This is a genomic window from Acrocarpospora macrocephala (assembly GCF_009687865.1).
GTDB classification, from domain to species: Bacteria; Actinomycetota; Actinomycetes; order Streptosporangiales; family Streptosporangiaceae; genus Acrocarpospora; species Acrocarpospora macrocephala.
Genome location: NZ_BLAE01000103.1, coordinates 1 through 22133 on the forward strand (window position 1 = coordinate 1; position 22133 = coordinate 22133).

The following is a 22133-nucleotide window of genomic DNA, read 5'->3' on the forward strand; positions in this document are numbered from 1 at the left end:
GTTCTGGAGAAGGAAACCGAGCCCGCCTCGTTCGTCCGCATAGTCGGTCTGCATATTCGCAGTCTCGAGCTGATGGCGATGCGCGGACTGCTGGATCGCATTCTCGAACGCGGAAGACGGCGTCCGGTCGGCGGTATCTTCGCCGCCATCCCCAAACCCGCGCCCGAGGGCCTGGATTCCGCGTACGCCTATCTGCTGGGCATCCCGCAGCCGGTCATCGAACATCTCCTCGAAGAACACGCGATCGAACTGGGTGCGCAGGTCCGGCGCGGGTGCGCGGTCGCCGGTTTCGAGCAGGACGACGAGGGCGTGACCGTCGAGCTGGCCGACGGGGAACAGCTGCGTTCGCGCTACCTCCTCGGCTGTGACGGCGCGCGCAGTACGGTGCGCAAACTGCTCGGCGTCGGCTTCCCCGGCGAGCCCGCACGGACCGAGACGCTGATGGGCGAGATGGAAGCAGGCGTGCCGCAGGACGAGATCGCCGCCAAGGTGACCGAAATCCGCCAGACCCATCAGCGATTCTGGCTCCGGCCCTTCGGCGAAGGGGTCTACAGCGTCTTAGTCCCCGCCGCGGGAGTCAGCGACCGCGCGGAACCGCCCACCCTCGAGGATTTCAAACAACAGCTGCGCACCATCGCCGGAACCGATTTCGGCGTGCACTCCCCGCGCTGGATGTCCCGCTTCGGGGATGCCACCCGGCTGGCCGAACGTTATCGGGTGGGGCGGGTGCTGCTGGCCGGCGATGCGGCACACATCCATCCACCCATCGGCGGACAGGGCCTCAACCTGGGCGTTCAGGACGCGTTCAACCTCGGCTGGAAACTGGCCGCACAGATCCGCGGCTGGGCCCCGGACACACTGCTGGACACCTACCAGGCCGAACGTCATCCGGTCGCCGAGGACGTGCTGGACAACACCCGCGCCCAGACGGAACTGCTGTCCACCGAACCGGGCCCGCAGGCCGTGCGCAGGCTGCTCACCGAACTGATGGACTTCGACGAGGTGAACCGCCATCTGATCGAGAAGATCGCCGCGGTCGGCATCCGCTACGACTTCGGCGAGGGCCCCGACCTGCTCGGCCGCCGCCTGCGCGACATCGACGTGAAACAGGGCCACCTCTACGGTCTGCTGCATCGCGGCCGCGGCCTGCTGCTGGACCGCACCGAACGCCTGACCGTCGGCGGCTGGTCAGACCGGGTCGATTACCTTGCGGACCCCTCAGCGGACCTGGATGTTCCGTGCGTCCTGCTACGCCCCGACGGCTACGTCGCCTGGATCGGCGACGATCAGCAAGACCTGGACGACCACCTCTCCCGCTGGTTCGGCAAGCCCGCCAGCTGATAAGGCCCGCGAGGATGATCGGAACGGCCAGTAGCGACTGACCATCGGAAGGCTGGAGGCAGGACTGGAGTGCCGACCAGCTGTGCCACGGGCTGCTGTCACCCTGACGGCCGGTGCCGCAGCTCAGTCCTGCGGCTTGCGCCAGGTGATGCTGTAACGCAGCAGGAGGTGACGGCGGTACTGGGAGCCGGGCAGAATCTCGGCGGCCAGCGCTCGCATCTGCGGGTACGTCACCGGCGGCGGCCACACGATGGGGGACGGATGCTCCCAGTGGCCCTTCATGGCGCGATGGGAGAGACCGGCGACGACGCCGGCCAGGTCGCGTGGCAGGTCTTTGGGCATGGTGCTACGGGCCAAGCCGACGATGGCCAGGACGCCGCCAGGGCGCAGCAGGTCGCGTATGCGGGCCAACCCGGTGGCGGCGTCCATGTGGTGCAGGGTGGCCACCGACGCGACGACGTCGAACGAGGCGGGCTCGAAGGGGTGGGTGAGGAAATCGCCGAGGATGTACTCGACGTCGTCCGGGTGCTCACGGGCTTGGTCGATGCTGAGCGCGTCGAGGTCGATGCCGGTGACGCGCGGCACGGTCGAGCTCGCGGGCGAGCATGCCCTCGCCGCAGCCGACGTCGAGGGCGCGCTGGGCGCCTTCAGGGATCGCGCGCAGGATGCGGGGGTGGTAATGGATGTTGTGGTTCCATCGCCTGCCGTTCTTCTCTGCCATGTGATCATCCTGCCGGACTCGGGGCTTGACACATCGGCGACCTCACGCAGCGTCGGATGAGTCATATTCCCCGTTTTCTTCCCTCGTTAGATCTGGTGGCAATTAGTTTCGGCTAGGGGTGGAGAAATTAGGGGTGTGCTCCACGGTACGGGGTGTCGCACGCTGGTGCCGGGCAGGTTCACTTTCGCGTCACTCGTGCTCGATCTCTATCCATGCTGGCCGAAATGGGTTCTGAGGTGCGCTGGAACCATCCTCGTGAATGCGAGGTGAACGATGGATCTGAACTTGTCGACACCCCTATCGATGCCGAGCCCATGCAATTGGAAATACCAGGCGCCGAGCGCCTGACGACAAGGAGACCGATCGTGTTCCGACGAATCCTTCTCATCCCAGCCCTGTTAGTCAGCATGCTGACGCTGGCGAATCCCGTACAGGCTCAGGCGACTCCGCCGTCGCTGCGCATCCTGCTCACCAACGACGACGGCTACGCCTCGACCTACACGCAGGCGCTGCGCACCGCGCTGATCGCCGCGGGCCACCAGGTCACGATCGTCGCCCCGGCGGCCGACGCGAGCGCCGTCGGCACGTCGATCAACATCAGGTTCGGCACCACCCTGACGGCGTCGCAGGTGTCGCCCGGCGTCTGGTCGGTCGCGGGCAGCCCGGCCGACGCGGTCGCGTTCGGCGTCAACACGGTCTTCGCCGGCAACCCGCCGGATCTGGTCGTCTCCGGCCCGAACCCGGGCGAGAACGTCGCCTCGCTCGCCAACCACTCGGGCACGGTCGGCGCCGCCGTCACCGCCCTCGCCGCCGGCCTGCCGTCCATCGCGCTGAGCGTCGCCAGGGACGGCTCGGCCTTCCCGACCATGACGCAGGCCACCGCGTTCGCCGTCAAACTGGTCAACCGTCTCGCCGTGACCCAGCAGAACGGCCGCCTGCTGCCGCCGCACACCGGGCTGAACGTGAACTATCCGATCGTCACGACCGGCCAGGTGAAAACCGCCTCGCTGGGCCTGTCACTGCCGATCACCACGGCCTACGCCCCGGCCACGGACGTCTGCCCGACGTGCTTCCGCATCCTCCCGGTCTTCTCCACGACCCCCGACCCGGACAACAACTCCGACCGGACCCTACTGACCGCCGGAAATGTCACGATCACCGCGATAGACGGAAGCTGGGAGGCCGGCCCGGTGGTCACCGCCCTGGTCCGCGCCCGCGTGAACAGCCTCACCCCGTAATCTGCGAGGCGACCCCCGTCGCGCGCCTCCAACCGGAGGCGCGCTTGACGGTCGGGGAGCCTGAACTACTGCGATTTCAGTAGAGGAATTGCCAGCAGGCGCACGACGACGGGAACGTTCGCGGGGGGCGAGGCTGACGAGGTCCTCGATTCCGATACGGAGGCCTCGTCCCGTGGCTGCGTTTCTCTACCGGCTTGGCCGTCTGGCCTTTCGACGGCGCTGGTATTTCGTTCTGGTGTGGGTGGCCGTTCTGGGCGGCGTCGGCTTCGCGTCGACCACCGCGTCCGAGCTCCCTGATGACACCGGGTCCATGCCCGGCATTGAGGCGCAGCACGCGCTGGGCCTTATGCAGCAGCGGTTCCCCGGCGACGTCGAGAAGGCGACCGCCGGGTCGTGTTCGTCGTCCCGGCAGGAGAGAAGGTCAGCGACGCCGGCAACCGCGCGATCATCGACCGGCTCGTGGGCGAGGTGTCGGGGGGACGCCAGGTCGGCGGCGTCGTGAGCCCGTTCCAGGCGCGGGCGGTGAGCGAGGACGGGTCGACGGCGTATGCGACCGTCATGTATACGGCGACAGCCGACGATCTCACCGACGCCACCAAAGATCACCTTCGGGAGGCCGTCGACCAGGCGCGGGCGGCGGGGTTGACGGTGGACGTCGGTGGGCCGGTGCTGGCCGGTCAGCCTGAGGTCGGTGGGCTGAGCGAGCTGGTCGGTGTCGGGCTCGCCGCGCTGGTGCTGCTGATCACGTTCGGTTCGCTGGTGGCCGCGGGCCTGCCGCTGGTGACCGCCGTGCTCGGCGTCGGTGTCAGCATGCTCACGATCTTCACCGTGGGCGGTGTCTTCGGGCTGTCCGCGACCAGCAGCACCCTGGCCTCCATGCTGGGACTCGCGGTCGGCATCGACTACGCCCTGTTCGTGGTCTCCCGTTACCGCGAGGAACGAGCCAAGGGACACCCGCCCCAGGAGGCCGCCGGCCTGGCCGTGGGTACCGCTGGCTCTGCGGTGGTCTTCGCCGGGCTCACCGTCGTCGTCGCGCTGGCCGGGCTCGCGGTGGTCGGCATCCCGGCGGCGGGCATGATGGGCGTGACCGCGGCCGGGGCGGTCGTGATCGCGGTGCTCGTCGCGCTGACCCTGGTTCCCGCGCTGCTGGGTTTCTGGCCGGACGCCGTACTCGCCCGGCGTGTCCGTACGGGCAGGGCGAGGAAGGAAACGGACAACGCCGGGACCCGTTGGGCGCGGCTCGTCCTGCGCCGCCCCGTGACCGTGCTGCTCGGCTCGGTCGTCAGCCTGGCGGTGCTCGCCGTACCGGTGGTGGACCTGCAGCTGGGCATGCCCGGCGACGAGACCAAGTCCACCGCGACCACCGAGCGCCGGGCCTACGACGCGCTCGCCGACGGTTTCGGGCCGGGCTTCAACGGCCCGCTGACCATCGTGGTGGACGCCCACGGCGCGGGCGACCCGCAGGCGGCGGTGCGGACCATCGCCGCGAAGATCGCCGGCACTCCGGGCGTGGTGTCCGTCTCTCCGGCCCAGTTCAACCCCGCGGGCGACACCGCGCTGTTCACCGCCACCCCGGCCACGGCCCCCACCAGCGAGCAGACCAAGGACGTCGTCCGGCTCATCCGCGGTGAACGACCCAGTACGGCACTGGCGCGACTTTCCTGGTCACGGGCACCACGGCGGTGAACATCGACGTCGCGCGGAAGGTACAGGACGCGCTCGTCCCGTATCTCGCGATCGTGCTCGGCCTGGCCTTCCTGCTGCTGCTGGTGATCTTCCGTTCCGTGATCGTGCCGCTCAAGGCCGTCTTCGGCTTCCTGCTGTCGGTGCTCGCCTCGCTCGGCGCGGTCGTCGCGGTCTTCCAATGGGGCTGGGGCGCCGGCCTGATCGGCCTGCAGCAGACCGGCCCGATCATCAGCATGATGCCGATCGTGCTGGTGGGCATGATCTTCGGTCTGGCCATGGACTACGAGGTGTTCCTCGTCACCCGGATGCGGGAGGCGTACACCCACGGAGAGCCGGCCGGGCAGGCGGTGGTCACCCGGCTTCCGGCACAGCGCCCGGGTCGTGGTGGCCGCCGCCCTGATCATGATCGCGGTGTTCTCCGGGTTCGTCGGCGCCGACCTGCCCATGATCAAGATGATCGGATTCAGCCTGGCCGCCGCCGTCCTGTTCGACGCCTTCGTCGTTCGCATGGCCCTCGTGCCCGCACTCCTCGCGCTGCTCGGCGAGCGGGCCTGGTCGCTGCCGCGATGGCTCGACCGGCTGCTGCCACGCGTCGACGTGGAAGGCAAAGCCCTCAGCCGCCACACCACCGGTGCCCCGGCGCTGACCGCCTCGGGTAGCTCATAGCGTGGGAGACCATGGACCCCGGGCCGGAGCATGCGATGACGATCAGCCAGTACGCCAAGAGCAACCCCCGCGTCGTCGACGTGGCACTCATCGCCCTGCTGCTCTTCGCCACGTCCGGCCCCGCGATACTCAACAGCGACCTGTCCTACACCGACAACCTGAGCTGGCGGTCCGCCGTGCCGCTGGCCGTGCTCGGCACGCTGGCGCTGCTGTGGCGCCGCAGTCAGGCGAAGCCGCCGAGGGCGAAGAAGCGGTCGCGCTGACCCGCGTCCACCACCCCGACCTCGTCCTCATGGACATCCGCATGCCCGGCGCCAACGGCCTCGCCGCCACCACCGCCATCTGCGCCGACCCGAGCCTGTCCGCCACCCGCGTCCTCATCCTCACGACCTTCGAAACCGACGAGTACGTCGCCCAGGCCCTGCGCGCCGGCGCCAGCGGATTCCTCGGCAAGGACGTCTCCGCCGACGCGCTACTCGACGGTATCCGCACGGTCGCCGCCGGCGACGCCCTCCTGTCACCCACCGCCACCAGAGCCCTGATCACCCGATTCCTCACCACCCCTGAACAGGACGCGCCCCCTGCCGAGCGACTGACCGCCCTCACCACCCGGGAACGCGAAGTCATGGCCCTGGCCGCCGAAGGCAGGTCCAACACGGAGATCGCCCACCACCTGGTCGTCAGCCCGCTGACCGTCCGCACCCACATCCAGCGCGCCATGACCAAACTGCACGCCCGCGACCGTACCCAACTGGTCGTCATCGCCTACCAAACTGGCCTGGTACGCCCGCAGCCCTCCCGCTGACGAACAAAAATCCTCGGGGCCTGTCGATTTGGCGGTTCCTGTACGACGTCATAGGTGTACGGCAACCCCGCCGCGCGAGGAAACAACAGGAGTCGGACCATGAAGTACATGTTGCTGATCAACGCTGGTGCGGTCGACGGGAACGGCGCGCCCGCCGAGTGCAGCTTCGAGGAGTGGGTGAGCTACGACAAGGAGCTGAAGGACGCCGGGATCTTCGTCTCCGGGGAGTCGCTGGCGGACCTGGTCACCGCCACGACGGTGCAGGTCGGCCAGGACGGCAGGCGGACCGTCACCGACGGGCCGTTCGCCGAGACCCGCGAGGTTCTCGGCGGCTTCTACGTCATCGACGTGCCGGACCTGGATGTCGCGCTCGACTGGGCCGCCCGCAACCCCGGCGCGCGCGGCAGCGGGTCGGTCGTGGTGCGTCCGATCGCCGACTTCGGGGCCTGACGGTGCGGGACGAGGGAGCCGGCATGTCCGCCCAGTCGTCAGTGGAGTCGGTGTTCCGTGAGGAGCGCGGCCGGCTGCTCGCCTCCCTCGTCCGCCGTTTCGGCGATCTCGACCTGGCCGAGGAGGTCGCTTCCGAGGCCATCGAGGCGGCCCTGGTGCAATGGCCGGTCGAGGGCGTTCCGGCCCGGCCGGGCGCCTGGCTGCTGACCACGGCCCGGCGCCGGGCCGTCGACCGCCTGCGGCGGGACCAGGCCTACGCCGCCCGTCTCGCCATCCTGCAGGTGGAGGCGGACCGGGCCGACCCCGCTCCGCCCGCGGACGCCGACGGCGATCTCCCCGACGAGCGGTTGCAGATGTTCTTCACCTGCGCCCACCCCGCGCTCGCGGCCGAGGACCGCGGGGCGCTGACCCTGCGCTGCCTGGCCGGTCTGGCGACGCCTGAGGTGGCGCGGGCCTTTCTCGTGCCGACCGCGACGATGGCCCAGCGGATCGTCCGGGCGAAGAAGAAGATCCGCGAGGCGCGCATCCCCTTCCGGGTGCCCGGCGCCGATGAGTTGCCGGAGCGCCTGCCCGGGGTGCTCCAGGTCATCTATTCGATCTTCACGGAGGGTTACGCGGCCAGCTCGGGCCCGCGGTTGCAGCGGCTCGACCTCGCGGAGGAGGCCATCCGGCTGGCGCGGATACTGCGCCGGTTGCTGCCCGCCGAGCGGGAGATCGCCGGTCTGCTCGGGCTGATGCTGCTGATCCACGCGCGACGCGACGCCCGGACCGGCCCGGACGGCGAGATCGTGCTGCTGGACCAGCAGGACCGCGCCTGCTGGGATCGTACGATGATCGAGGAGGGCCGCGCCCTGGTGATCATCGCGCTGACCGGCGGTCCCCCCGGCCCGTACGGGGTGCAGGCCGCCATCGCCGCCCTGCACGACGAGGCCGTCGACCTGGCGACCACCGACTGGCCGCAGGTCGTGGCGCTCTATGACGTACTGCTCGCGCTCACACCGTCCCCCGTCGTCGCGCTGAACCGTGCCGTGGCGATAGCGATGCGCGACGGCCCCGAGGCCGGCTTGGCACTGCTCGACGAGCTGGCCGACGAGCCGCAACTGCGCGGTCACCACCCCTACCCGGCCGCCCGCGGGGACCTGCTGCAGCGCCTCGGCCGGCTGCCCGAGGCTGCGGCGGCCTACCGGGAAGCGCTCGAACTGGCCGGCACCGAACCCGAACGGGCCCACCTGCGGCGCCGGCTGAACGAGACCGAGCCGGCCCATGACAGAGGATAGTTACCCCGGGCAGTTTCGAGGGCCGACGCTCTGCCCCGCACCGACGACGGTGACCTGGGCAGGGCTTTCCGGCGTCGTGGCGGCGGCCGTGCACACGATCTGCTCGACGGCCAGTGCGGACAGTTCGCCGGCCGGAGTGGACAGGGTCACCACCAAGTGGCCGGCCGGCTCGGCGGTCACCGAGAACGGGCCGGCCTCGGGCGGGACGTCGGTGGTGAGTCCGTCCGCCTGTTCCGTCGCGGTGGGTCCGGCTGCCAGCAGCGCGAGCGTGTCCGCATTGAACAGTGGACGACCACCGGGTCCGGGCCGCGTCACCGCGCTGAGCCGGCCGTTCTTCACCAGGTAGAGGGTGATCGTCGTGGTTGGCGCGACGCCTCCGCTCGGTGGGTCGCCGCCGATGATGACCCCGCTGGGGCGCACGCCGCAGCCGGCCACGGCGACGAGCGATACGAGGCCCGCGGCGAGCACGTGGCGGGCGAGCCCGGTCCTCACTCGGGGCCTCCGTCCGGACGGCGTGGCAGGCGCAGCGTGAACATGGCGCCGCCGTCCGCGGCGTTGGCGACGGTGAGGTCGCCTCGGTGCAGGCGCGCGTTCTCCCGCGCGATGGCGAGGCCGAGGCCGCTGCCCTCGGACCTGGCCCTGGCCGCGTTGGCCTTGTAGAACCGGTCGAACACGTGCGGCAGCACCGCTTCGTCCAGCCCCGGTCCGTGGTCGCGGACCTCGAGAGCGATCCAGTGCGGGTCGGCGGAAAGCCGTACCGACACCGGCGGTTCGCCGTGCCGCAGGGCGTTGCCGACCAGGTTCGCGAGGATGACGTCCACTCGGCGCGGGTCCAGCCGTGCCGTCACCGCGGGTGGCAGCTCGGCGTGCACCGACTCGGACCAGCCCCGGGCCCGCAGGGTCGCGCGCACCAGCTCGGCCACGTCTATCTCGTTCAGCGTGAGGGCCGCGACGCCGGAGTCGAACCTGCTGATCTCGATGAGGTCGTTCACCAGCCCGGTGAGGTTGAGCGTCTCCTGGCTGACCAGCCTGGCGGCCTTGCCGGCGGGCTCGGGCAGCCGGGCCGCCTCCTCGTCGAGGACGTCGGCGACCGCGGTGAGCGCGGCCAGGGGGGTGCGCAGCTCGTGGGACACGTCGGCCACGAACCGGCGGGCGTCGGCCTCCATCTCGCGGAGCTGCTTGACGTGCCGTTCCAGCTCCGCGGCGGTGTTGTTGAACGTGCGTGCCACGTCGGCCAGCTCGTCGGAGCCGCTGACCGCGATCCTGGTCCGCAGCTCGCCCTCGCCCAGCAGGCGTGCCGCCCGGCCGAGCTCGCGCACCGGGCGCAGCACGCCGCGGGCGGCCAGCAACGCGAGGACGACCGCGAACGCCAGGGCCGCCCCGCCGGTGCGCCAGGCGCGCGTGGCGAGCTCGTCGATGCTGCGCTGTTCGGGAAGAAGGTTCCGCGCGGTGTAGACCTCGATGCCGGACACCCGCGTCGTCCGACCCCGCTCGGCGATCAGCAACGGCGTGCCGACGATCAGCCAGGGCGAGTCCTGCAACACCACCCGCTGCCACGCGGTACGGCCGCTGGCCACCACCCGCCGCAACTCAGGTGAAATCACCCCGAGATCCCAGAGCAGCGCCCTCCCGCCCGGCCTCAAGTCCCCCGGCGGCGAGGGGACCGGCGAGTGCGTCTCGCGGTAGAAGGCGACCGCGAAGCTGCTGTTCTGGTCGGTCACGGCGTCGGCGATCTCGCCGAGCTCGGCCGAGCCCGGCGCCGCGCTCCGCAACGGGTAGAGCGCCTCCAGGCGGCTTGTCACCGCCTGGACCGTGGCATCCTGGGTCCGCTGCAGAATGTCGTTGCGGGCCTGGACGTAGATCCCGCCGGCCACCGCCGCCGCGGTGACCACACACAGCAGGGCGAACGCGAACAACAGCCGGGCACGCAGCCCCAGGCTCGGCCGAGGTGTCACCGGCGGCTCACACCGGCCCGAACCGGTACCCGAACCCCCGCACCGTCTGCACGTAGACGGGCGCCGCCGAGTCGTCCTCGATCTTCGCGCGCAACCGCTGCACGCACGCGTCCACGAGACGCGAGTCGCCGAAATACCCGTGCTCCCACACCGACTCCAGCAGCTGCTGGCGGCTGTGCACCCGGCCCGGCGTGCCGGAGAGCTCGAGCAGCAGGCGCAACTCGGTCGGGGCGAGGCTGACCGGCACGCCGCGGTTGGCGACCACCAGCCCGGCCCGATCGATGGTCAGGTCCCCGTGCCGCTCCAGCTCCGCCTGGTCCCGGCCGGTCCGCCGGAGCACCGCGCGAATGCGTGCCTCGAGCACCCTGGGCTGCACCGGCTTGACCACGTAGTCGTCGGCGCCCGCCTCCAGCCCGGCCACCACGTCCATGTCGTCGCCGCGCGCGGTCAGCATGATGATCGGTACCTCCCCGGCGGCCCGGACGCGGCGGCAGACCTCGAACCCGTCCATGCCAGGCAGCATCAGATCGAGCACGACGACGTCGGGAAGGTCCGTACGCAGCCGGTCCAGCCCCTGCTCGCCGGACTCCACCGCGCGCACCCGGTGCCCATGCCCGGTCAGGGCCAGCTCAAGGCCCTCCCGCACGGCCGGATCATCCTCGATCAACAACACTCGCGACACGCCGCTGACTTTCACCGCACGCTCCGTAACTTCCCCGCCGGTCAACCCCATCCACTGTCGGCCGACCGTGTCCCCGCCTCGTCCGCGCCATGTCATGGTTGTGTCACGGTCTCGCCGGCGGTGGCCGCCGTCGACAAACGGTGACATACGGCTGACAACGCGCGCATATTCGGCGCCAATCGTAGTTCGTCATGAACGAGCCACGAACCATCCCACCTCGGCCCCGTGACCGGCTGTACGCCGCGATCACGCTGGTGCTCGCCGTGCTCCTGCTGCCGGCGGCGTTCGTCCGCCATCCCGGCCGCGCCCGCGAACTGGCCTGCCGCTGGGCGTTGCGGATGCGATTCCCCGCCGAGGACCTCACCGGGCTCACCGACGGCGCCAGGGCGGCGTTCAGCGCGGCGCGCACCGAGGCGCTCTGGCGTCACGGCCAGCTCATCGGCCTCACCTCGGGATACCGCGATCCCCTGGTCCAGCAACGGATGTTCGACGAGGAGGTGCGCCGCGCCGGCTCCCCGGCCTCGGCCCGAATGCTCGTGCTACCACCGGCGGAATCCTGCCACGTCAAGGGCATCGCGCTGGACGTGCGCCCGCACGAAGGCGCGCGCTGGCTCGAGGAACACGGCGCCCGCTACGACCTCTACCGCATCTACGACAACGAGTGGTGGCACTTCGAGCACCGCCCGGGCAGCGGCGGCACGCCACCACGTCGACGCCCCCACCCCGGCGTGGGCTAACAGCGGTATTGACCGGGAGTTCGGAGAGGAGTTAGGGGTATGTCATTGTCCGGATTGCTGGGATGGCGCCTGCAAGCAGCGCGTGAGATGGCGTTCGTGGGGCGGGAGGAAGAGCTCGCGGTTTTCAACGCGGCGTTGTACGGCGGCGGCTGCAGCGTTCTGTACGTGCACGGTCCCGGCGGCATCGGGAAGTCGGCCTTGTTGCGGCGGTTCGCGCACGAGGCCGACGTGGCGGGGCGGCCGGTGTCCCTGGTGGACGGGCGCATGCTGGAGCCGCCGTCGGTGGTGTCTGAGCTCCTGCTTCGCGATCCGGACGCGGTGCTGCTGGTCGACAACTTCGAACGAATTCAGGGCTTGGAGGGATGGCTGCGCGAGCGATTCCTGCCGCGGCTGCCCATGGGGGCGCTGGTGGTGATCGCGGGGCGAAACCCGCCGGATATGCGGTGGCAGGCGGATCCGGGATGGGCGGGGACGCTGGCGGTGCTGCCGCTGCGCGACCTGCGGGCCGGAGATGCGCAGGCCCTGATGGACTCCGCCGGGGTGCCGGCCGAGTTGCGCGAGCCGCTGCTGGCCTTCGCCGGTGGTCATCCGCTGGCGCTGCTCCTGGGGGCGGCCGTGGCGGTGAAGAACGGCGGGCGGTGGACGCCGAATCAGGACGTGGTGGCCACGCTGCTGGATCAGCTGGTGGGCGAATTGCCTTCGGCGGCGCATCGGCGTGCCCTGGAGATCTGCGCGCATGCGTACATGACGACGGAGGACCTGCTGCGGGCGGCCTTGCCGGAGGAAGCCGGGACGTTGTTCCGGTGGTTGCGGCGGTTGCCGTTCGTGGAGTCGAGCAGTCTCGGGCTGTTTCCGCATGTCGTGGTGCGAGAGCTGCTGGAGGCGGACCTGCGCTGGCGGGATCCCGAGGGGTACGCGATGATGCACGGCCGCATCCATGCGCATCTGGCGGAGCGGGTGCGCACGGCGAGCGATGGGGACGTGCTCGGCGCGGTGGCGGCACTGCTCTACCTGCATCGTGGCAACGGGGCCGATTTCCGCGACCGCCACGACGAGGGCGAGTTCCAGGAAGAGGTGTTGCGGGAGGAGGACGTCGGCACGCTGCTCCGGGTGGCGACGGCAGCGGAGGGTGCGGCGTCCGCAGGCTGCGCCGCCTTCTGGGCGGAACGTCAGCCGGAGGCGTTCCGGCTGTATCGACGGACCGAAACCGGCGAGCCCGTGGCTTTCTCCGCGTGGTTGCAGTTGGCGGAACTCGATGAGGAGGAGCTGACGGCCGATCCCCTCGTGGCCATGGCGTGGGCGCATGCGCGTGCCACCACGCCGTTGCGCGCCGGTGAACATTTGGCGGTCAGCCGGCTGTGGGCGCTGCCGCCGTATCGCGGAAACTCGCCGGTGCTGGATTTGATCCAGTGGCGAGTGATCGGCAATTGTCTGCGGGCCGAGCGGATGGCATGGTCATATATCGAGATAGCGCTTCCGAACCAAGCGTGGGTGGAGCATTTACGGCATTACGGGATGCGTGACATCTTCGAGCAGCCACGGCCGGGGGAGGACCCGTACACCCTGTTCGTTCACGACTGGCGCGCAGTGCCGGCGCAGGCGTGGCTGGAGCGGATGAACCACCTGCCTGCGGGCGGCCCGAGCGCCGCGACGGCGAAGCTGGCGGTGCTGTCCCAGGCGGAGTTCGCCGAGGCGGTTCGCAAGGGGTTGCGCCAGCTGTCGCGGCCGGACGCGCTGGCCGCTTCCCCGCTGACGCGCACCCGGCTGATCGCCGAGCGGGCCGGGCAGACCCCGGCCACGGCACTGGGTGACTTGCTCCGCCAGGCGATCGACGACCTGCGTGCGGATCCGCGCTCGGTCAAGTTCCACCGGGCGCTGTCCGTCACGTTCCTGCGCGGCACGCCCACCCAGGAGCTGGCCGCGGAACGACTCGGCCTCCCTTTCACCACCTACCGCCGCCATCTGACGGCCGGCATCGAACGTGTCTGCGCCGACCTGTGGCACCGGGAGCTGTACGGCGCCTGAGCCGAACGCGACCGAGGGCGTGTCAGCCGGCAAGCGCGAAGCCGGCCGCCGCCTCCGCGTGCAGCCGAGCGCTCGGCAGCACCGGGATGGCGCTGTCCTTCGCACTGATCAGTAGCTCGATCTCCGTGCAGCCGAGGATGACGCCGTCCGCGCCGCCGTCCGCGAAATCATCGATGATCTGGGCGTACGCGTCCCTGGACGATTCCCGGAGCACCCCACGCACCAGTTCATCGAAGATCACGCGATGAACCAGTTCCCGCTGCTCACGCTGCGGGACGACCACGTCGAAGCCGTGGGCGGCCAGCCGATCCCGGTAGAAGGGCTGCTCCATGGTGAAGTGCGTGCCCAGCAGACCGACCTTGCGCATGCCCCTGGCGCGGACCTCGGCGCCCACGGCGTCGGCGATGTGCAGCACGGGCACGCTCACGGCCCGCTCCACGTCGTCGCTCACCCGGCTGAAGGTGTTGCTGCAGATGAGCAGGAGGTCGGCGCCGAGATCCGCCAGGTTCCCGCCCGCACCGGCCAGCAACGTACTCACCTCGTCCCAGCGGTCGGCGAAGATGAGGTCCTCGACGGTCGTGTAGTCGACCGACCAGATGAGGCTGTTGGCGGAATGGCTGCCGCCGAGCCGCTCGCGTACCCGCTGGTTGATGATCTGGTAGTAGATCATCGTCGATTCCCAGCTCAACCCGCCGATGAGACCGATAGTGCGCATGGAACTCCGTTTCGCCAGCTTGTGCGGGCAGGCTAGGCGGAGCGCCTGCTCATCTAGAAGACCAAAAACTGTTCAGGCGCCGGCCAGCGCGCGGGCGCAGGCGCCGAGCCCGATCTCGCTGGAGGCCTTGACGAACACCACGTCTCCCGGTTCGAGAAGCGCGGTGGCCAGCCTGAGGGCCCCGGCCACGTCCTCGACGGTATGGACGGTCACGCCCTGGTTCGAGGACTTCGCTGCCTCCGCCATCGCGAGCGGGTCCCCTGCTCCGACCGCGATCAGCACGTCGAAGCGGAGGTCGGCGACGAGCCGGCCCAGCTCCGCGTGCCGGGCGCGGGAGGCGTCCGCCTGCTGCCCCATCGCGCCGAGCACGGCGACGGTACGGCGGGTGCCGGCCAGGGCCTGCACCGCCCGCAGCCCGGCCCGCATGGATTCGGGGTTGGCGTTGTAGGCGTCGTTGACGACGGTGATGCCGTCAGGTCGTTCGACGATCTCCAGCCGGCCCGCGGAGCGCCGCCGGGCGGAGAGCAGCCCATCGGCGATCTCGGCGGCGCCCAGGCCGAGTGCGGTGGCGACGGCGGCGGCGGCCAGGGCGTTGCTCACCTGGTGCTCGCCTATGAGGTCGAGCTGGACCGGGGCGCGGCCGGTGGGCGTCACCAGCTCGAACGCGGCTCGCGCGCGGTCGGCTAGCCGCACGTCCTCGGCTCGGACCTGCGCCTCCGCCGACCTGCCGTACCACAGGATCTGGGCCCTGGTGCGGCCGGCCATGCCCCTGACGTACGGGTCGTCGGCGTTGAGCAAGGCGAACCCGTCCGCCGGAAGTGCCTCGACCAGCTCGCCTTTGGCCTCGGCCACGTCGGCCGGCCCGGCTCCCATCCGCTCCACATGTGCGGTGCCGACATTGAGCACCAGCCCGGCCTGGGGCGGTGCGAGCCCGGTCAGGTAGGTCAGGTCGCCCTTCCGGCCCGCACCCATTTCCAGCACCAGGTAGCGGGTGGTGGCATCGGCACGCAGCACGGTGAGCGGCAGCCCGAGCTCGTTGTTGAACGACCTGTCGGTGGCGACCGTCGCGGCGTGTCGTTCGAGCACCTGGGCCAGCAGGTCCTTGGTCGTGGTCTTGCCCACGGAGCCGGTCAGGCCGATCACGGTCGGGCTGATGTGTTCGAGCAGGTGCCTGGCCAGCAGGCCGATCGCGAGCTGGACGTCCTCGACCACGAGGGCGGGCACGCCGACGGGCCGTGCGGCCAGCACGGCGACGGCGCCGCCCGCGATGGCGCCGGCCGCGTAGTCGTGACCGTCGACGCGGGCGCCGACCGTCGCGGCGAACAGGCCGCCAGGCATCACCTCGCGGGAGTCGACCGCCGAGGGCGCCGTCACCAGCGCCTGCGGGTCGCGCACGTCGTACAGGCGTGCGCCGACCACCTGCGCGATCTTGTTCAGCGCCATGGGGATCATGAGCCGCTCCTGGCGAACGCGAGGTCGACGAGGCGGCGCAGCAGGTCCGGGTACGGGACACCGCTCGCGGCCCAGGCCCTGGCGTAGACGGAACGGGAGGTGAAGCCGGGCATGGTGTTGATCTCCAGCACGTACAGGCGTCCCGTGTCCTCCGCATAGAGGAAGTCGACCCGGGACAGGCCGTAGCCACCGATCGCCCGGAAGGCGCGCAGGGCCAGCTCGCGCACGTCTTCGGCCACCCGTTCCGGCAGCACGGCGGGGATGCCGGCGATCTCGGCCGGGCTGAGGTACTTGGCCTCATAGTCGAGCCAGTCGCCGGGCACGATGAGCTCGCCGGGCACCGATGCATCCGGAGTGTCATAGCCGCCGAGCACGCCGCAGATGAGCTCGCGCGCGGTCACGCCCTGCTCGACGATGACCACCCGGTCGTAGGCCAGCGCCAGATCCGCGCCCGCGCGCAGCTCCGCCATGGAGGTGACACGTGAGATGCCGATGGAGGAGCCCATGTTGGCCGGTTTGACGTACATCGGCCAGTCGAGCGGCTTCACCAGACCCCAGTAGTCGGTGGTGGTGCGCCATTCGTGCTCGGTGAACCACACGTGTGGGGTGACCGGAATGTCCTCCGCCAGGAACGCGCGCCGCATCGCGACCTTGTCCATGGCCACGGCGGAGGCCAGGACGCCGCAGCCCACGTACGGGATGCCCAGCGTCTCCAGGTGACCCTGGACGACGCCGTCCTCGCCGAACGGCCCGTGCAGCACAGGGAAGACCACGTCCACCAGCTCGCGCCGCAGCTCCACCGGCCACCTGCCCTGCCGGTCGATGATGACGGCGACGGGCTCGTACAGATCCCTCGGCAGCGCATCGAGCACAGCCTGCGCCGACTGCAGCGACACCTCATGCTCGGCGGACGGCCCACCCGCCAGCACAGCCACGCGTACGCGTTCGGTCACGATCTATCAGCCTTCCTCGGGGGCACGGTGTTCCCCGCCGAGCGTCGGCTCTTCGCCTGACCAGTTCCCAGGCCATTCGCTGTCCAGTTCCGGACCAATGATCATGGGCCTCAAATGGTTGGAGCGTCCTGGGTCGCGCCGAGTTCGCCGGGTTGTTCCGTCGGGGTGCGCGCGAGGGCGACGATCCGTTCCAGTGCCGCCGCGTGCCGCTGGAAGGCCTGCCGTCCCTCCTGGGTGAGCTGTACGTACGTGCGCCGCGTCCCCTTGTCCTGCTGCTTGCGCACCGAGACGTAGCCGGCGTTGGCCAGCGCGGAGATGTGTTTGGACAGCGCCGAGTCGGCTCGATCCGGCGTGTCCGTTGAAAACCGGGTATCCGATGCGGCGCTCCTACCAGTGGTCCCAGTGCAGGACTTCTTCGCGCGGGATCCGGCGGGCGGGCTTGAAGTCGGTGCCGATGGTGTAGGCCAGGGGGATGAACGCGGCCAGCATGACCTCGTCGTACGGCACGCCGAGTGCCTCGGCCAGCTCTTCTTCGAGCGGTCCTTGCGCGGTCGTCCACACCGTCCCAAGGCCGCGCGCGCGGGCGGCGATCATGAAGCTCCACACGGCGGGAAGGATCGATCCCCATGCGCCGGCCTGGATGGCCACGGGAGCGTGATCGGTCCGGCCTTCCACGGCGGGAATGACGAAGGCGGGCACGCGGTGGATGTTGTCGGCCAGGTGGCGCAGACCGTCGAAGATGCGCTCCATGGAGCCGGGGTGGTGGTTCATGCGCCGCAGGTCGTGTTCGGTCAACGGCTGCCCGACCGCGAGCGGCAGGGCGCGGAGGAAGATGTCGGCCACGACCTGCCGCCGGGCGGGGTCGGTGACGACGAGGAAGTGCCAGCGTTGCCGGTTACGCCCGGTCGGCGCCTGCATGGCCACGTCCACGCACTGCTCGATCAGCTCCCGTGGGACGGGCCGGGTGAGGTCGAGCCGCTTGCGCACGGCGCGGGTGGTGGTCAGGAGTTCGTCGGGCGTCAGATCCAAGGTCATGGTGTGCTTCCTCAGGCGTTGACGGGTCATTTCATCTGAACTAAAACAATCTGCTGACAGACGGTATGAGGAACGACAATCCGCTGTCAAACAATCTGTAACGAGACCGTTGGTATACGCTGGCCGTACACGGAAGAGGGGATCGATGCCGACGAAGACAGCCGGCCGCGCGCGGCCGACGTACTTCCCGCAGCTCGCGGCCGAGCGGCTGGACATCGCACTGTGCCGGGCCTCGGCCGCCGTGGCGCGCGCCGCCGAAACGCGCGCCACCGAGGAGGGCTTGGGGGTCGGTCAGCACTTGGTGCTGCAGATGCTCGACGCCGTTGGCCCCTGCTCGCAGCAGACGCTCAGCGAGGAGCTGCGCATCGATCGCAGCGTCATGGTCAGCGTGTGTGACGACCTGGAGCGGGCGGGCCACGTGCGCAGGGAACGCAATCCCCATGACCGGCGCTCCTACGCCGTCACCATCACCGCCTCAGGCCGGCGGCGGCTCGCCGAGGCCCAGACGTCGATCCCCGCGTTCCTCGACGACACCTTCCAAGCGCTCACCCCCGAAGAACGTGGCCAGCTCGCCGCGCTCCTCGGCAAGCTCCTCCGCATCGGCGACTAACAGCCTTCATTTGACCGCCGCGTTCGGCGTAGGCTGGGGGAGCGCGCGCAGGACGCCCCCGGTCCGCGGGAAGGGCCAAGCCCACCTGATGCTCATCGAACGACCCGGCCCGACCTCTTTTCCGGCCTGCTCATGCGGACACCAGGCCAGACGGAAATGAGGCTCTGGTGCCTATCCATCGCCTGCCCGACAACCCCAGCATCGAGCGGCTCCGCAAACAGGCCAAAACACTCCTTCAGTATGTGAAGGCGGGAGTTCCCGAAGCGCTCGGGCTCGTCACCGAGTTCCATCCCCGGCCGCCGCAGACGCTCAAGCTGTCCGACGCGCAGCTCGTCACAGCCCGCATGTACGGCTTCGCGAGCTGGCCCAGGCTGCAAGAACACATCGGCACCGTCAAGCGGTACTCCCGCTCGCCGCACCAGGTCGCGCCGACCGAAGAGCTGCCGCAGGAGTTCTTGCGGCTGGCCTGCCTCACCTACGGCGCCGACTACCCGGGCCGGACGGGGGAGGCCGACCTGCTGCTGGCCCGGCATCCGCAACTGTCCACCGCGAACGTCTTCACGATGGCGGCCACCGGCTCGGACGACGCGCTGGCCGGCGCGCTGGCCGAGAATCCGGGGCTGGCCAGAGCGCAGGGCGGCCCCTTCGGGTGGGAGCCGCTGCTGTACCTGACCTACGCGCGTCTTGCCGCTCCCGGCCGGTATATGGCAGCGGCCCGGCTCCTCCTCGACCACGGCGCCGATCCGAACGCCGGATTCCTGTGGGACGGGCTGACCTCGCCGTTCACCGCCCTCACCGGCGCGTTCGGCGGCGGCGAGGGCGACCAGCCACCCCATCCGCAGGGCCTGGCGCTGGCCCGGCTGCTGCTGGCGGCCGGAGCGGACCCCAACGACAGCCAGACCCTGTACAACCTCGGGCTCGGCGGCTCCTTCTCCGACGACACCGCCCACCTTCAGCTGCTGCTGGAGTTCGGCCTGGGCCGCGGCCAGGTCGGGCCGTGGCACGCGCGGCTGGGCCCGACGCTGCAGTCCCCGCAGCAGCTGCTGCGCGAGGAACTGGCCACCGCCGCGCTGCGCGGCGGCCCGCGGCGGACCCGGCTGCTCCTCGCGCACGGCGCGGAGGTCAACGGCCTGGGCGAGCACCCGGCGTACGGCGGGCGCACCCCCTACGAGCTTGCCCTGCTGAACGGGCACACCGAGGTCGCGGAGCTCCTCGCCGCGGCAGGCGCCTCGGCGGTCCTGGCGGAGACGGACGCGTTCACCGCCGCCTGCATGCGCGCCGACGCCGACGCCGTGGCCGGATTCGGCCCAGAACCGCTGACGCGAGCGTTCGCCCGATCCCCGGAACTGATCACCAGCGCGGCCGAGCAGCGCAAGCCCGCGGCGGCGCGCCTGCTCGCCGGCCTCGGCTTCGACGTGAACCACCTGCGTCGATCCACCCCGCTGCACGCCGCCGCCTGGAACGACGACGTGGAGACGGCCAGGACACTGATCGAGCTCGGCGCCGACCCAACGATCAAGGACACCGAGCACGACTCGACCCCACTCGGCTGGGCCGAGTACGGCGGCAAGCACCGCGTGGCGGCGTACTTGCGAAGTCTGGAGTAATCAGACTCTGACCCTGGCCGGTGCAGCCGAGGTGGCCTTCGGTGCCCGGCGTCCGGGCATCCACCAGTTGGCCTTGCCGCACAGTTCCATCACCGCGGGGACGAGGATCATCCGGATGATGGTGGCGTCGACGAACACGGCGACGGCCATGCCCAGGCCGATCTGCTTGACCGAGACGTCGGGGCCGAGCAGGGCGGTCGTGAAGACAGCGATCATAATGGCGGCCGCGGCCGTGATGACCTTGGCGGTCCGCGCCAGCCCGTGCGTGACGGCCCGCCGGGTGTCGCCGGTGCGCTCGTACTCCTCACGGATCCGCGAGATCAGGAAGACCTCGTAGTCCATCGACAAGCCGAACAGGAGCGGGAACATCATCATCGGCACCCAGGTCGTGATCGGCATGTCGGTGGGGAAACCGAGGGCCGAGCCGAGCCATCCCCACTGCACGACCGCGACCAGCACGCCGTAGGCGGCGCCGATCGAGAGCAGGTTCATCACGGCGGCCTGCAGCGCGATCGTGACCGACCGGACCAGCACGATCAGCAGCACCAGGGACAGCACGATGACGACCGCGATCATCAGAGGCAGGCGCGAGCCGGTGTCCTCGGCGAAGTCGATCGCGCCGGCGTTCGGGCCGCCGACGTAGACCTCCGCGCCGCCGGGCGCCTTGGGCAGCACGTCGTCGCGGAGCTCGTGCACCAGGTCCGCGGTCGCCTCCTCCTGGTATCCGGTCTTGGGGAAGGCCATGAAGGTGGCGGCCTGCCCGTCATCGCTGACCCGAGGCTGGGTGACGTAGGCGATGCCGTCGGTCTTCCCGACCGCTTCGACGATGGGACGCAGATCGGCGTCCTCGGCGGCGAAGATCAGGGGTGCGCCGTAACCGGGACCGAAGCCCTCGGAGATGATCTCGTGTGAGGTGTAGCTGCTCCTGTCGTGGGGCTGGACGCTGGCGTCGGGCAGGCTCAGCCGCATCGACAGCGCGGGGGCGGCCATCGCCAGCAGGCCCGCGCCGGCCAGCATCGCGGCGACCAGCGGCCTGCGCTGCACCACGCCGGCCCAGCGCTCGGCGGGGGAACGGCGCTCCCGGGACGGGACATCGTCGGCCCGGTGCCGGCGGGACGTGCGCCGGGGCAGGCGCAGCGAGTTGATCTTGTGACCGGCGAAGCCCAGGAGCGCCGGCACCAGGGTCACCGCGGCGATCATCGTCACCAGCACGGTCACCGACGCGCCGATGGCCACGCCGGTCATCATCTTCTGTCCCATGGCGATCAGGCCCAGCAGCGCGATCACGACGGTCGTGCCGGCGAACAGCACCGCGTGACCCGCGGTCGTGATGGCCTTGACCGTGGCGCTCTCGGGCTCGTCGCCGTCCAGCAGGCTGTCCTTGTAGCGGGTCAGGATGAACAGCGCGTAGTCGATGCCGACTCCGAGCCCGATCAACGCGGAGACGAGCACGGTGAAGTCCGGCGACGGGACCACGTACCCGACGAGCTTCATCAGGGCGATGCCGCCGAGGACCGCCATCAGTCCGGTCACGATCGGCAGGCCCATGGCCACCAGCGACCCGAAGGCGATGAACAAGATCACCGCTGCCGCCAGGACGCCCACGCTCTCGGCCGGGCCCTGTGGGGGCGTCTCGGCCTTTTCCGCCTTATCCCCGCCCAGCCCCAGCGTCACGCCGTCACCTGAGGCGCCCTTGACCGTGTCCACCAGGCGCTTGACCTCGGCCTTCTCCACATCCTTGGCGGTCAGCGGGATGGTCGCACGGGCGATACGACGATCCGCCGTCACCAGATCCTCGTCCTGGTACGGCGAGGTCACCGGCCCGGTAATGGGGGAGGCGTCCAAATCGGCGATGACCTTCTCGATCTTCTGCCGGGCGGCGAGGTCGTCGATCCCCTTCGCTGCCTTGATCGCGAGAGTCAGCGTGTCCCCTTGCTGCATGGGAAAGTGCTTCTCGATCAGAACCTGCGCCTTGGCGGAATCGGAGTCTCCACCGGAGAAATCGTTGTCGGAGGCGGCGCCGAAGCCGAAGCCGGCGAACGCCACCGCGATGACGCCGACGATCCAGGTCAGCAGGACCAGGCGACGGCGCCGGTAACAGAACCGGGCTAATCCCGCCAGAGCTCCACCAGCACGGGGGGTCTCGATTGTCATCATCTTCTCCTCAAGTCGTTGCCG

Annotated in this window: 23 protein-coding genes and 1 pseudogene; 14 read left to right on the forward strand and 10 right to left on the reverse strand. The window is 70.2% G+C overall.

Annotation, left to right across the window (positions count from 1 at the left end; all coding sequences use genetic code 11):
* The coding region (locus Amac_RS50160; protein WP_155361499.1) for an FAD-dependent monooxygenase at positions 1 to 1341 on the forward strand (1341 nt) is incomplete at its 5' end.
* A gap of 123 nt (positions 1342 to 1464) precedes the next feature.
* Here Amac_RS50160 and Amac_RS50165 read toward each other — a convergent pair.
* The gene (locus tag Amac_RS50165) at positions 1465 to 1926 is read right to left on the reverse strand and encodes a class I SAM-dependent methyltransferase (protein ID WP_218041753.1); all 462 of its coding nucleotides are present in this window, start codon (positions 1924 to 1926) and stop codon (positions 1465 to 1467) included.
* Here Amac_RS50165 and Amac_RS55710 point away from each other — a divergent pair.
* From Amac_RS55710 to Amac_RS50190, 9 genes and pseudogenes are all read left to right on the forward strand, one after another.
* Positions 1913 to 2122 carry a hypothetical protein gene (locus Amac_RS55710; RefSeq protein ID WP_218041754.1) on the forward strand — a complete coding sequence of 70 codons (210 nt, stop codon included), beginning with the start codon at positions 1913 to 1915 and terminating at the stop codon, positions 2120 to 2122. The genes Amac_RS50165 and Amac_RS55710 overlap by 14 nt on opposite strands.
* Before the next feature lie 305 nt (positions 2123 to 2427).
* Positions 2428 to 3300 carry a 5'/3'-nucleotidase SurE gene (surE, locus tag Amac_RS50170; protein WP_170323059.1) on the forward strand — a complete coding sequence of 291 codons (873 nt, stop codon included), beginning with the start codon at positions 2428 to 2430 and terminating at the stop codon, positions 3298 to 3300.
* Between the two features lie 393 nt (positions 3301 to 3693).
* Complete coding sequence (locus Amac_RS55715) at positions 3694 to 4986, forward strand: MMPL family transporter (RefSeq protein ID WP_218041758.1); 1293 nt, start codon at positions 3694 to 3696, stop codon at positions 4984 to 4986.
* Positions 4983 to 5282 (forward strand): annotated as a pseudogene (locus Amac_RS57635) (MMPL family transporter); the annotation flags it as partial. The gene Amac_RS55715 and the pseudogene Amac_RS57635, both read left to right, overlap by 4 nt.
* A gap of 85 nt (positions 5283 to 5367) precedes the next feature.
* Complete coding sequence (locus Amac_RS57640) at positions 5368 to 5652, forward strand: MMPL family transporter (RefSeq protein ID WP_281356422.1); 285 nt, start codon at positions 5368 to 5370, stop codon at positions 5650 to 5652.
* 35 nt (positions 5653 to 5687) lie between these two features.
* A complete protein-coding gene (locus Amac_RS54265; RefSeq protein ID WP_170323058.1) occupies positions 5688 to 5915 on the forward strand; it encodes a hypothetical protein in 228 nt (75 codons plus the stop codon).
* Positions 5864 to 6457: a response regulator gene (locus Amac_RS50180; protein ID WP_246269220.1), complete on the forward strand. Its 594-nt coding sequence runs from the start codon at positions 5864 to 5866 to the stop codon at positions 6455 to 6457. The genes Amac_RS54265 and Amac_RS50180 overlap by 52 nt, the downstream gene beginning before the upstream one ends.
* Before the next feature lie 99 nt (positions 6458 to 6556).
* Positions 6557 to 6907 carry a YciI family protein gene (locus Amac_RS50185; protein ID WP_155361501.1) on the forward strand — a complete coding sequence of 117 codons (351 nt, stop codon included), beginning with the start codon at positions 6557 to 6559 and terminating at the stop codon, positions 6905 to 6907.
* A 23-nt stretch (positions 6908 to 6930) separates the two neighbouring features.
* The gene (locus Amac_RS50190) at positions 6931 to 8184 is read left to right on the forward strand and encodes an RNA polymerase sigma factor (protein ID WP_155361502.1); all 1254 of its coding nucleotides are present in this window, start codon (positions 6931 to 6933) and stop codon (positions 8182 to 8184) included.
* On the opposite strand, the gene Amac_RS50195 is transcribed toward Amac_RS50190, so the two are convergent.
* The 3 genes from Amac_RS50195 to Amac_RS50205 are packed head-to-tail and all read right to left on the reverse strand — an operon-like array spanning position 8185 to position 10821.
* Positions 8185 to 8676 carry a GerMN domain-containing protein gene (locus Amac_RS50195; protein WP_218041756.1) on the reverse strand — a complete coding sequence of 164 codons (492 nt, stop codon included), beginning with the start codon at positions 8674 to 8676 and terminating at the stop codon, positions 8185 to 8187. It lies immediately after the preceding gene.
* A complete protein-coding gene (locus tag Amac_RS50200; RefSeq protein ID WP_155361503.1) occupies positions 8673 to 10139 on the reverse strand; it encodes an ATP-binding protein in 1467 nt (488 codons plus the stop codon). Before Amac_RS50200 ends, Amac_RS50195 begins: the two co-directional genes overlap by 4 nt.
* A 7-nt stretch (positions 10140 to 10146) precedes the next feature.
* Positions 10147 to 10821: a response regulator gene (locus Amac_RS50205; RefSeq protein WP_174900324.1), complete on the reverse strand. Its 675-nt coding sequence runs from the start codon at positions 10819 to 10821 to the stop codon at positions 10147 to 10149.
* A 191-nt stretch (positions 10822 to 11012) separates the two neighbouring features.
* On the opposite strand from Amac_RS50205, the gene vanY-N reads away from it, so the two are divergent.
* Together vanY-N and Amac_RS50215 are read left to right on the forward strand one after the other, a co-directional pair.
* Complete coding sequence (gene vanY-N / locus Amac_RS50210) at positions 11013 to 11558, forward strand: D,D-peptidase/D,D-carboxypeptidase VanY-N (protein ID WP_155361504.1); 546 nt, start codon at positions 11013 to 11015, stop codon at positions 11556 to 11558.
* Between the two features lie 39 nt (positions 11559 to 11597).
* Entirely contained in the window at positions 11598 to 13583 is a 1986-nt protein-coding gene (locus tag Amac_RS50215) for an ATP-binding protein (RefSeq protein ID WP_155361505.1), read from the forward strand.
* A gap of 22 nt (positions 13584 to 13605) precedes the next feature.
* On the opposite strand, the gene Amac_RS50220 is transcribed toward Amac_RS50215, so the two are convergent.
* The 5 genes from Amac_RS50220 to Amac_RS50240 form a co-directional block, all read right to left on the reverse strand.
* Positions 13606 to 14298 (reverse strand): aspartate/glutamate racemase family protein, encoded by a 693-nt coding sequence (locus Amac_RS50220; protein ID WP_155361506.1) that lies wholly within the window; start codon positions 14296 to 14298, stop codon positions 13606 to 13608.
* Positions 14299 to 14370: 72 nt separating this feature from the next.
* A complete protein-coding gene (locus Amac_RS50225; RefSeq protein ID WP_155361507.1) occupies positions 14371 to 15750 on the reverse strand; it encodes a UDP-N-acetylmuramoyl-tripeptide--D-alanyl-D-alanine ligase in 1380 nt (459 codons plus the stop codon).
* Entirely contained in the window at positions 15747 to 16703 is a 957-nt protein-coding gene (locus Amac_RS50230; protein ID WP_155361508.1) for a D-alanine--D-alanine ligase family protein, read from the reverse strand. Before Amac_RS50230 ends, Amac_RS50225 begins: the two co-directional genes overlap by 4 nt.
* A 110-nt stretch (positions 16704 to 16813) precedes the next feature.
* Positions 16814 to 17032 carry a transcriptional regulator gene (locus tag Amac_RS50235; RefSeq protein ID WP_155361526.1) on the reverse strand — a complete coding sequence of 73 codons (219 nt, stop codon included), beginning with the start codon at positions 17030 to 17032 and terminating at the stop codon, positions 16814 to 16816.
* Positions 17033 to 17090: 58 nt separating this feature from the next.
* The gene (locus Amac_RS50240) at positions 17091 to 17738 is read right to left on the reverse strand and encodes a nitroreductase family protein (protein WP_155361509.1); all 648 of its coding nucleotides are present in this window, start codon (positions 17736 to 17738) and stop codon (positions 17091 to 17093) included.
* A 145-nt stretch (positions 17739 to 17883) separates the two neighbouring features.
* On the opposite strand from Amac_RS50240, the gene Amac_RS50245 reads away from it, so the two are divergent.
* Positions 17884 to 18348: a MarR family winged helix-turn-helix transcriptional regulator gene (locus tag Amac_RS50245; protein WP_155361510.1), complete on the forward strand. Its 465-nt coding sequence runs from the start codon at positions 17884 to 17886 to the stop codon at positions 18346 to 18348.
* Between the two features lie 167 nt (positions 18349 to 18515).
* Complete coding sequence (locus Amac_RS50250; protein ID WP_155361511.1) at positions 18516 to 19955, forward strand: ankyrin repeat domain-containing protein; 1440 nt, start codon at positions 18516 to 18518, stop codon at positions 19953 to 19955.
* Here Amac_RS50250 and Amac_RS50255 read toward each other — a convergent pair whose 3' ends face one another.
* Complete coding sequence (locus tag Amac_RS50255) at positions 19956 to 22109, reverse strand: MMPL family transporter (protein WP_218041757.1); 2154 nt, start codon at positions 22107 to 22109, stop codon at positions 19956 to 19958.
* Positions 22110 to 22133 lie beyond the last annotated feature (24 nt).

Coding starts and splice junctions, on each gene's coding strand:
- Amac_RS50240 (WP_155361509.1), bottom strand. CDS start 17,738: ATGACCTTGGATCTGACGCCCGACGAACTCCTGACCACCACCCGCGCC.
- Amac_RS50225 (WP_155361507.1), bottom strand. CDS start 15,750: ATGATCCCCATGGCGCTGAACAAGATCGCGCAGGTGGTCGGCGCACGC.
- Amac_RS54265 (WP_170323058.1), top strand. CDS start 5,688: ATGACGATCAGCCAGTACGCCAAGAGCAACCCCCGCGTCGTCGACGTG.
- vanY-N (WP_155361504.1), top strand. CDS start 11,013: ATGAACGAGCCACGAACCATCCCACCTCGGCCCCGTGACCGGCTGTAC.
- Amac_RS50185 (WP_155361501.1), top strand. CDS start 6,557: ATGAAGTACATGTTGCTGATCAACGCTGGTGCGGTCGACGGGAACGGC.
- Amac_RS50220 (WP_155361506.1), bottom strand. CDS start 14,298: ATGCGCACTATCGGTCTCATCGGCGGGTTGAGCTGGGAATCGACGATG.
- Amac_RS50245 (WP_155361510.1), top strand. CDS start 17,884: ATGCCGACGAAGACAGCCGGCCGCGCGCGGCCGACGTACTTCCCGCAG.
- Amac_RS50215 (WP_155361505.1), top strand. CDS start 11,598: ATGTCATTGTCCGGATTGCTGGGATGGCGCCTGCAAGCAGCGCGTGAG.
- Amac_RS50190 (WP_155361502.1), top strand. CDS start 6,931: ATGTCCGCCCAGTCGTCAGTGGAGTCGGTGTTCCGTGAGGAGCGCGGC.
- Amac_RS50255 (WP_218041757.1), bottom strand. CDS start 22,109: ATGACAATCGAGACCCCCCGTGCTGGTGGAGCTCTGGCGGGATTAGCC.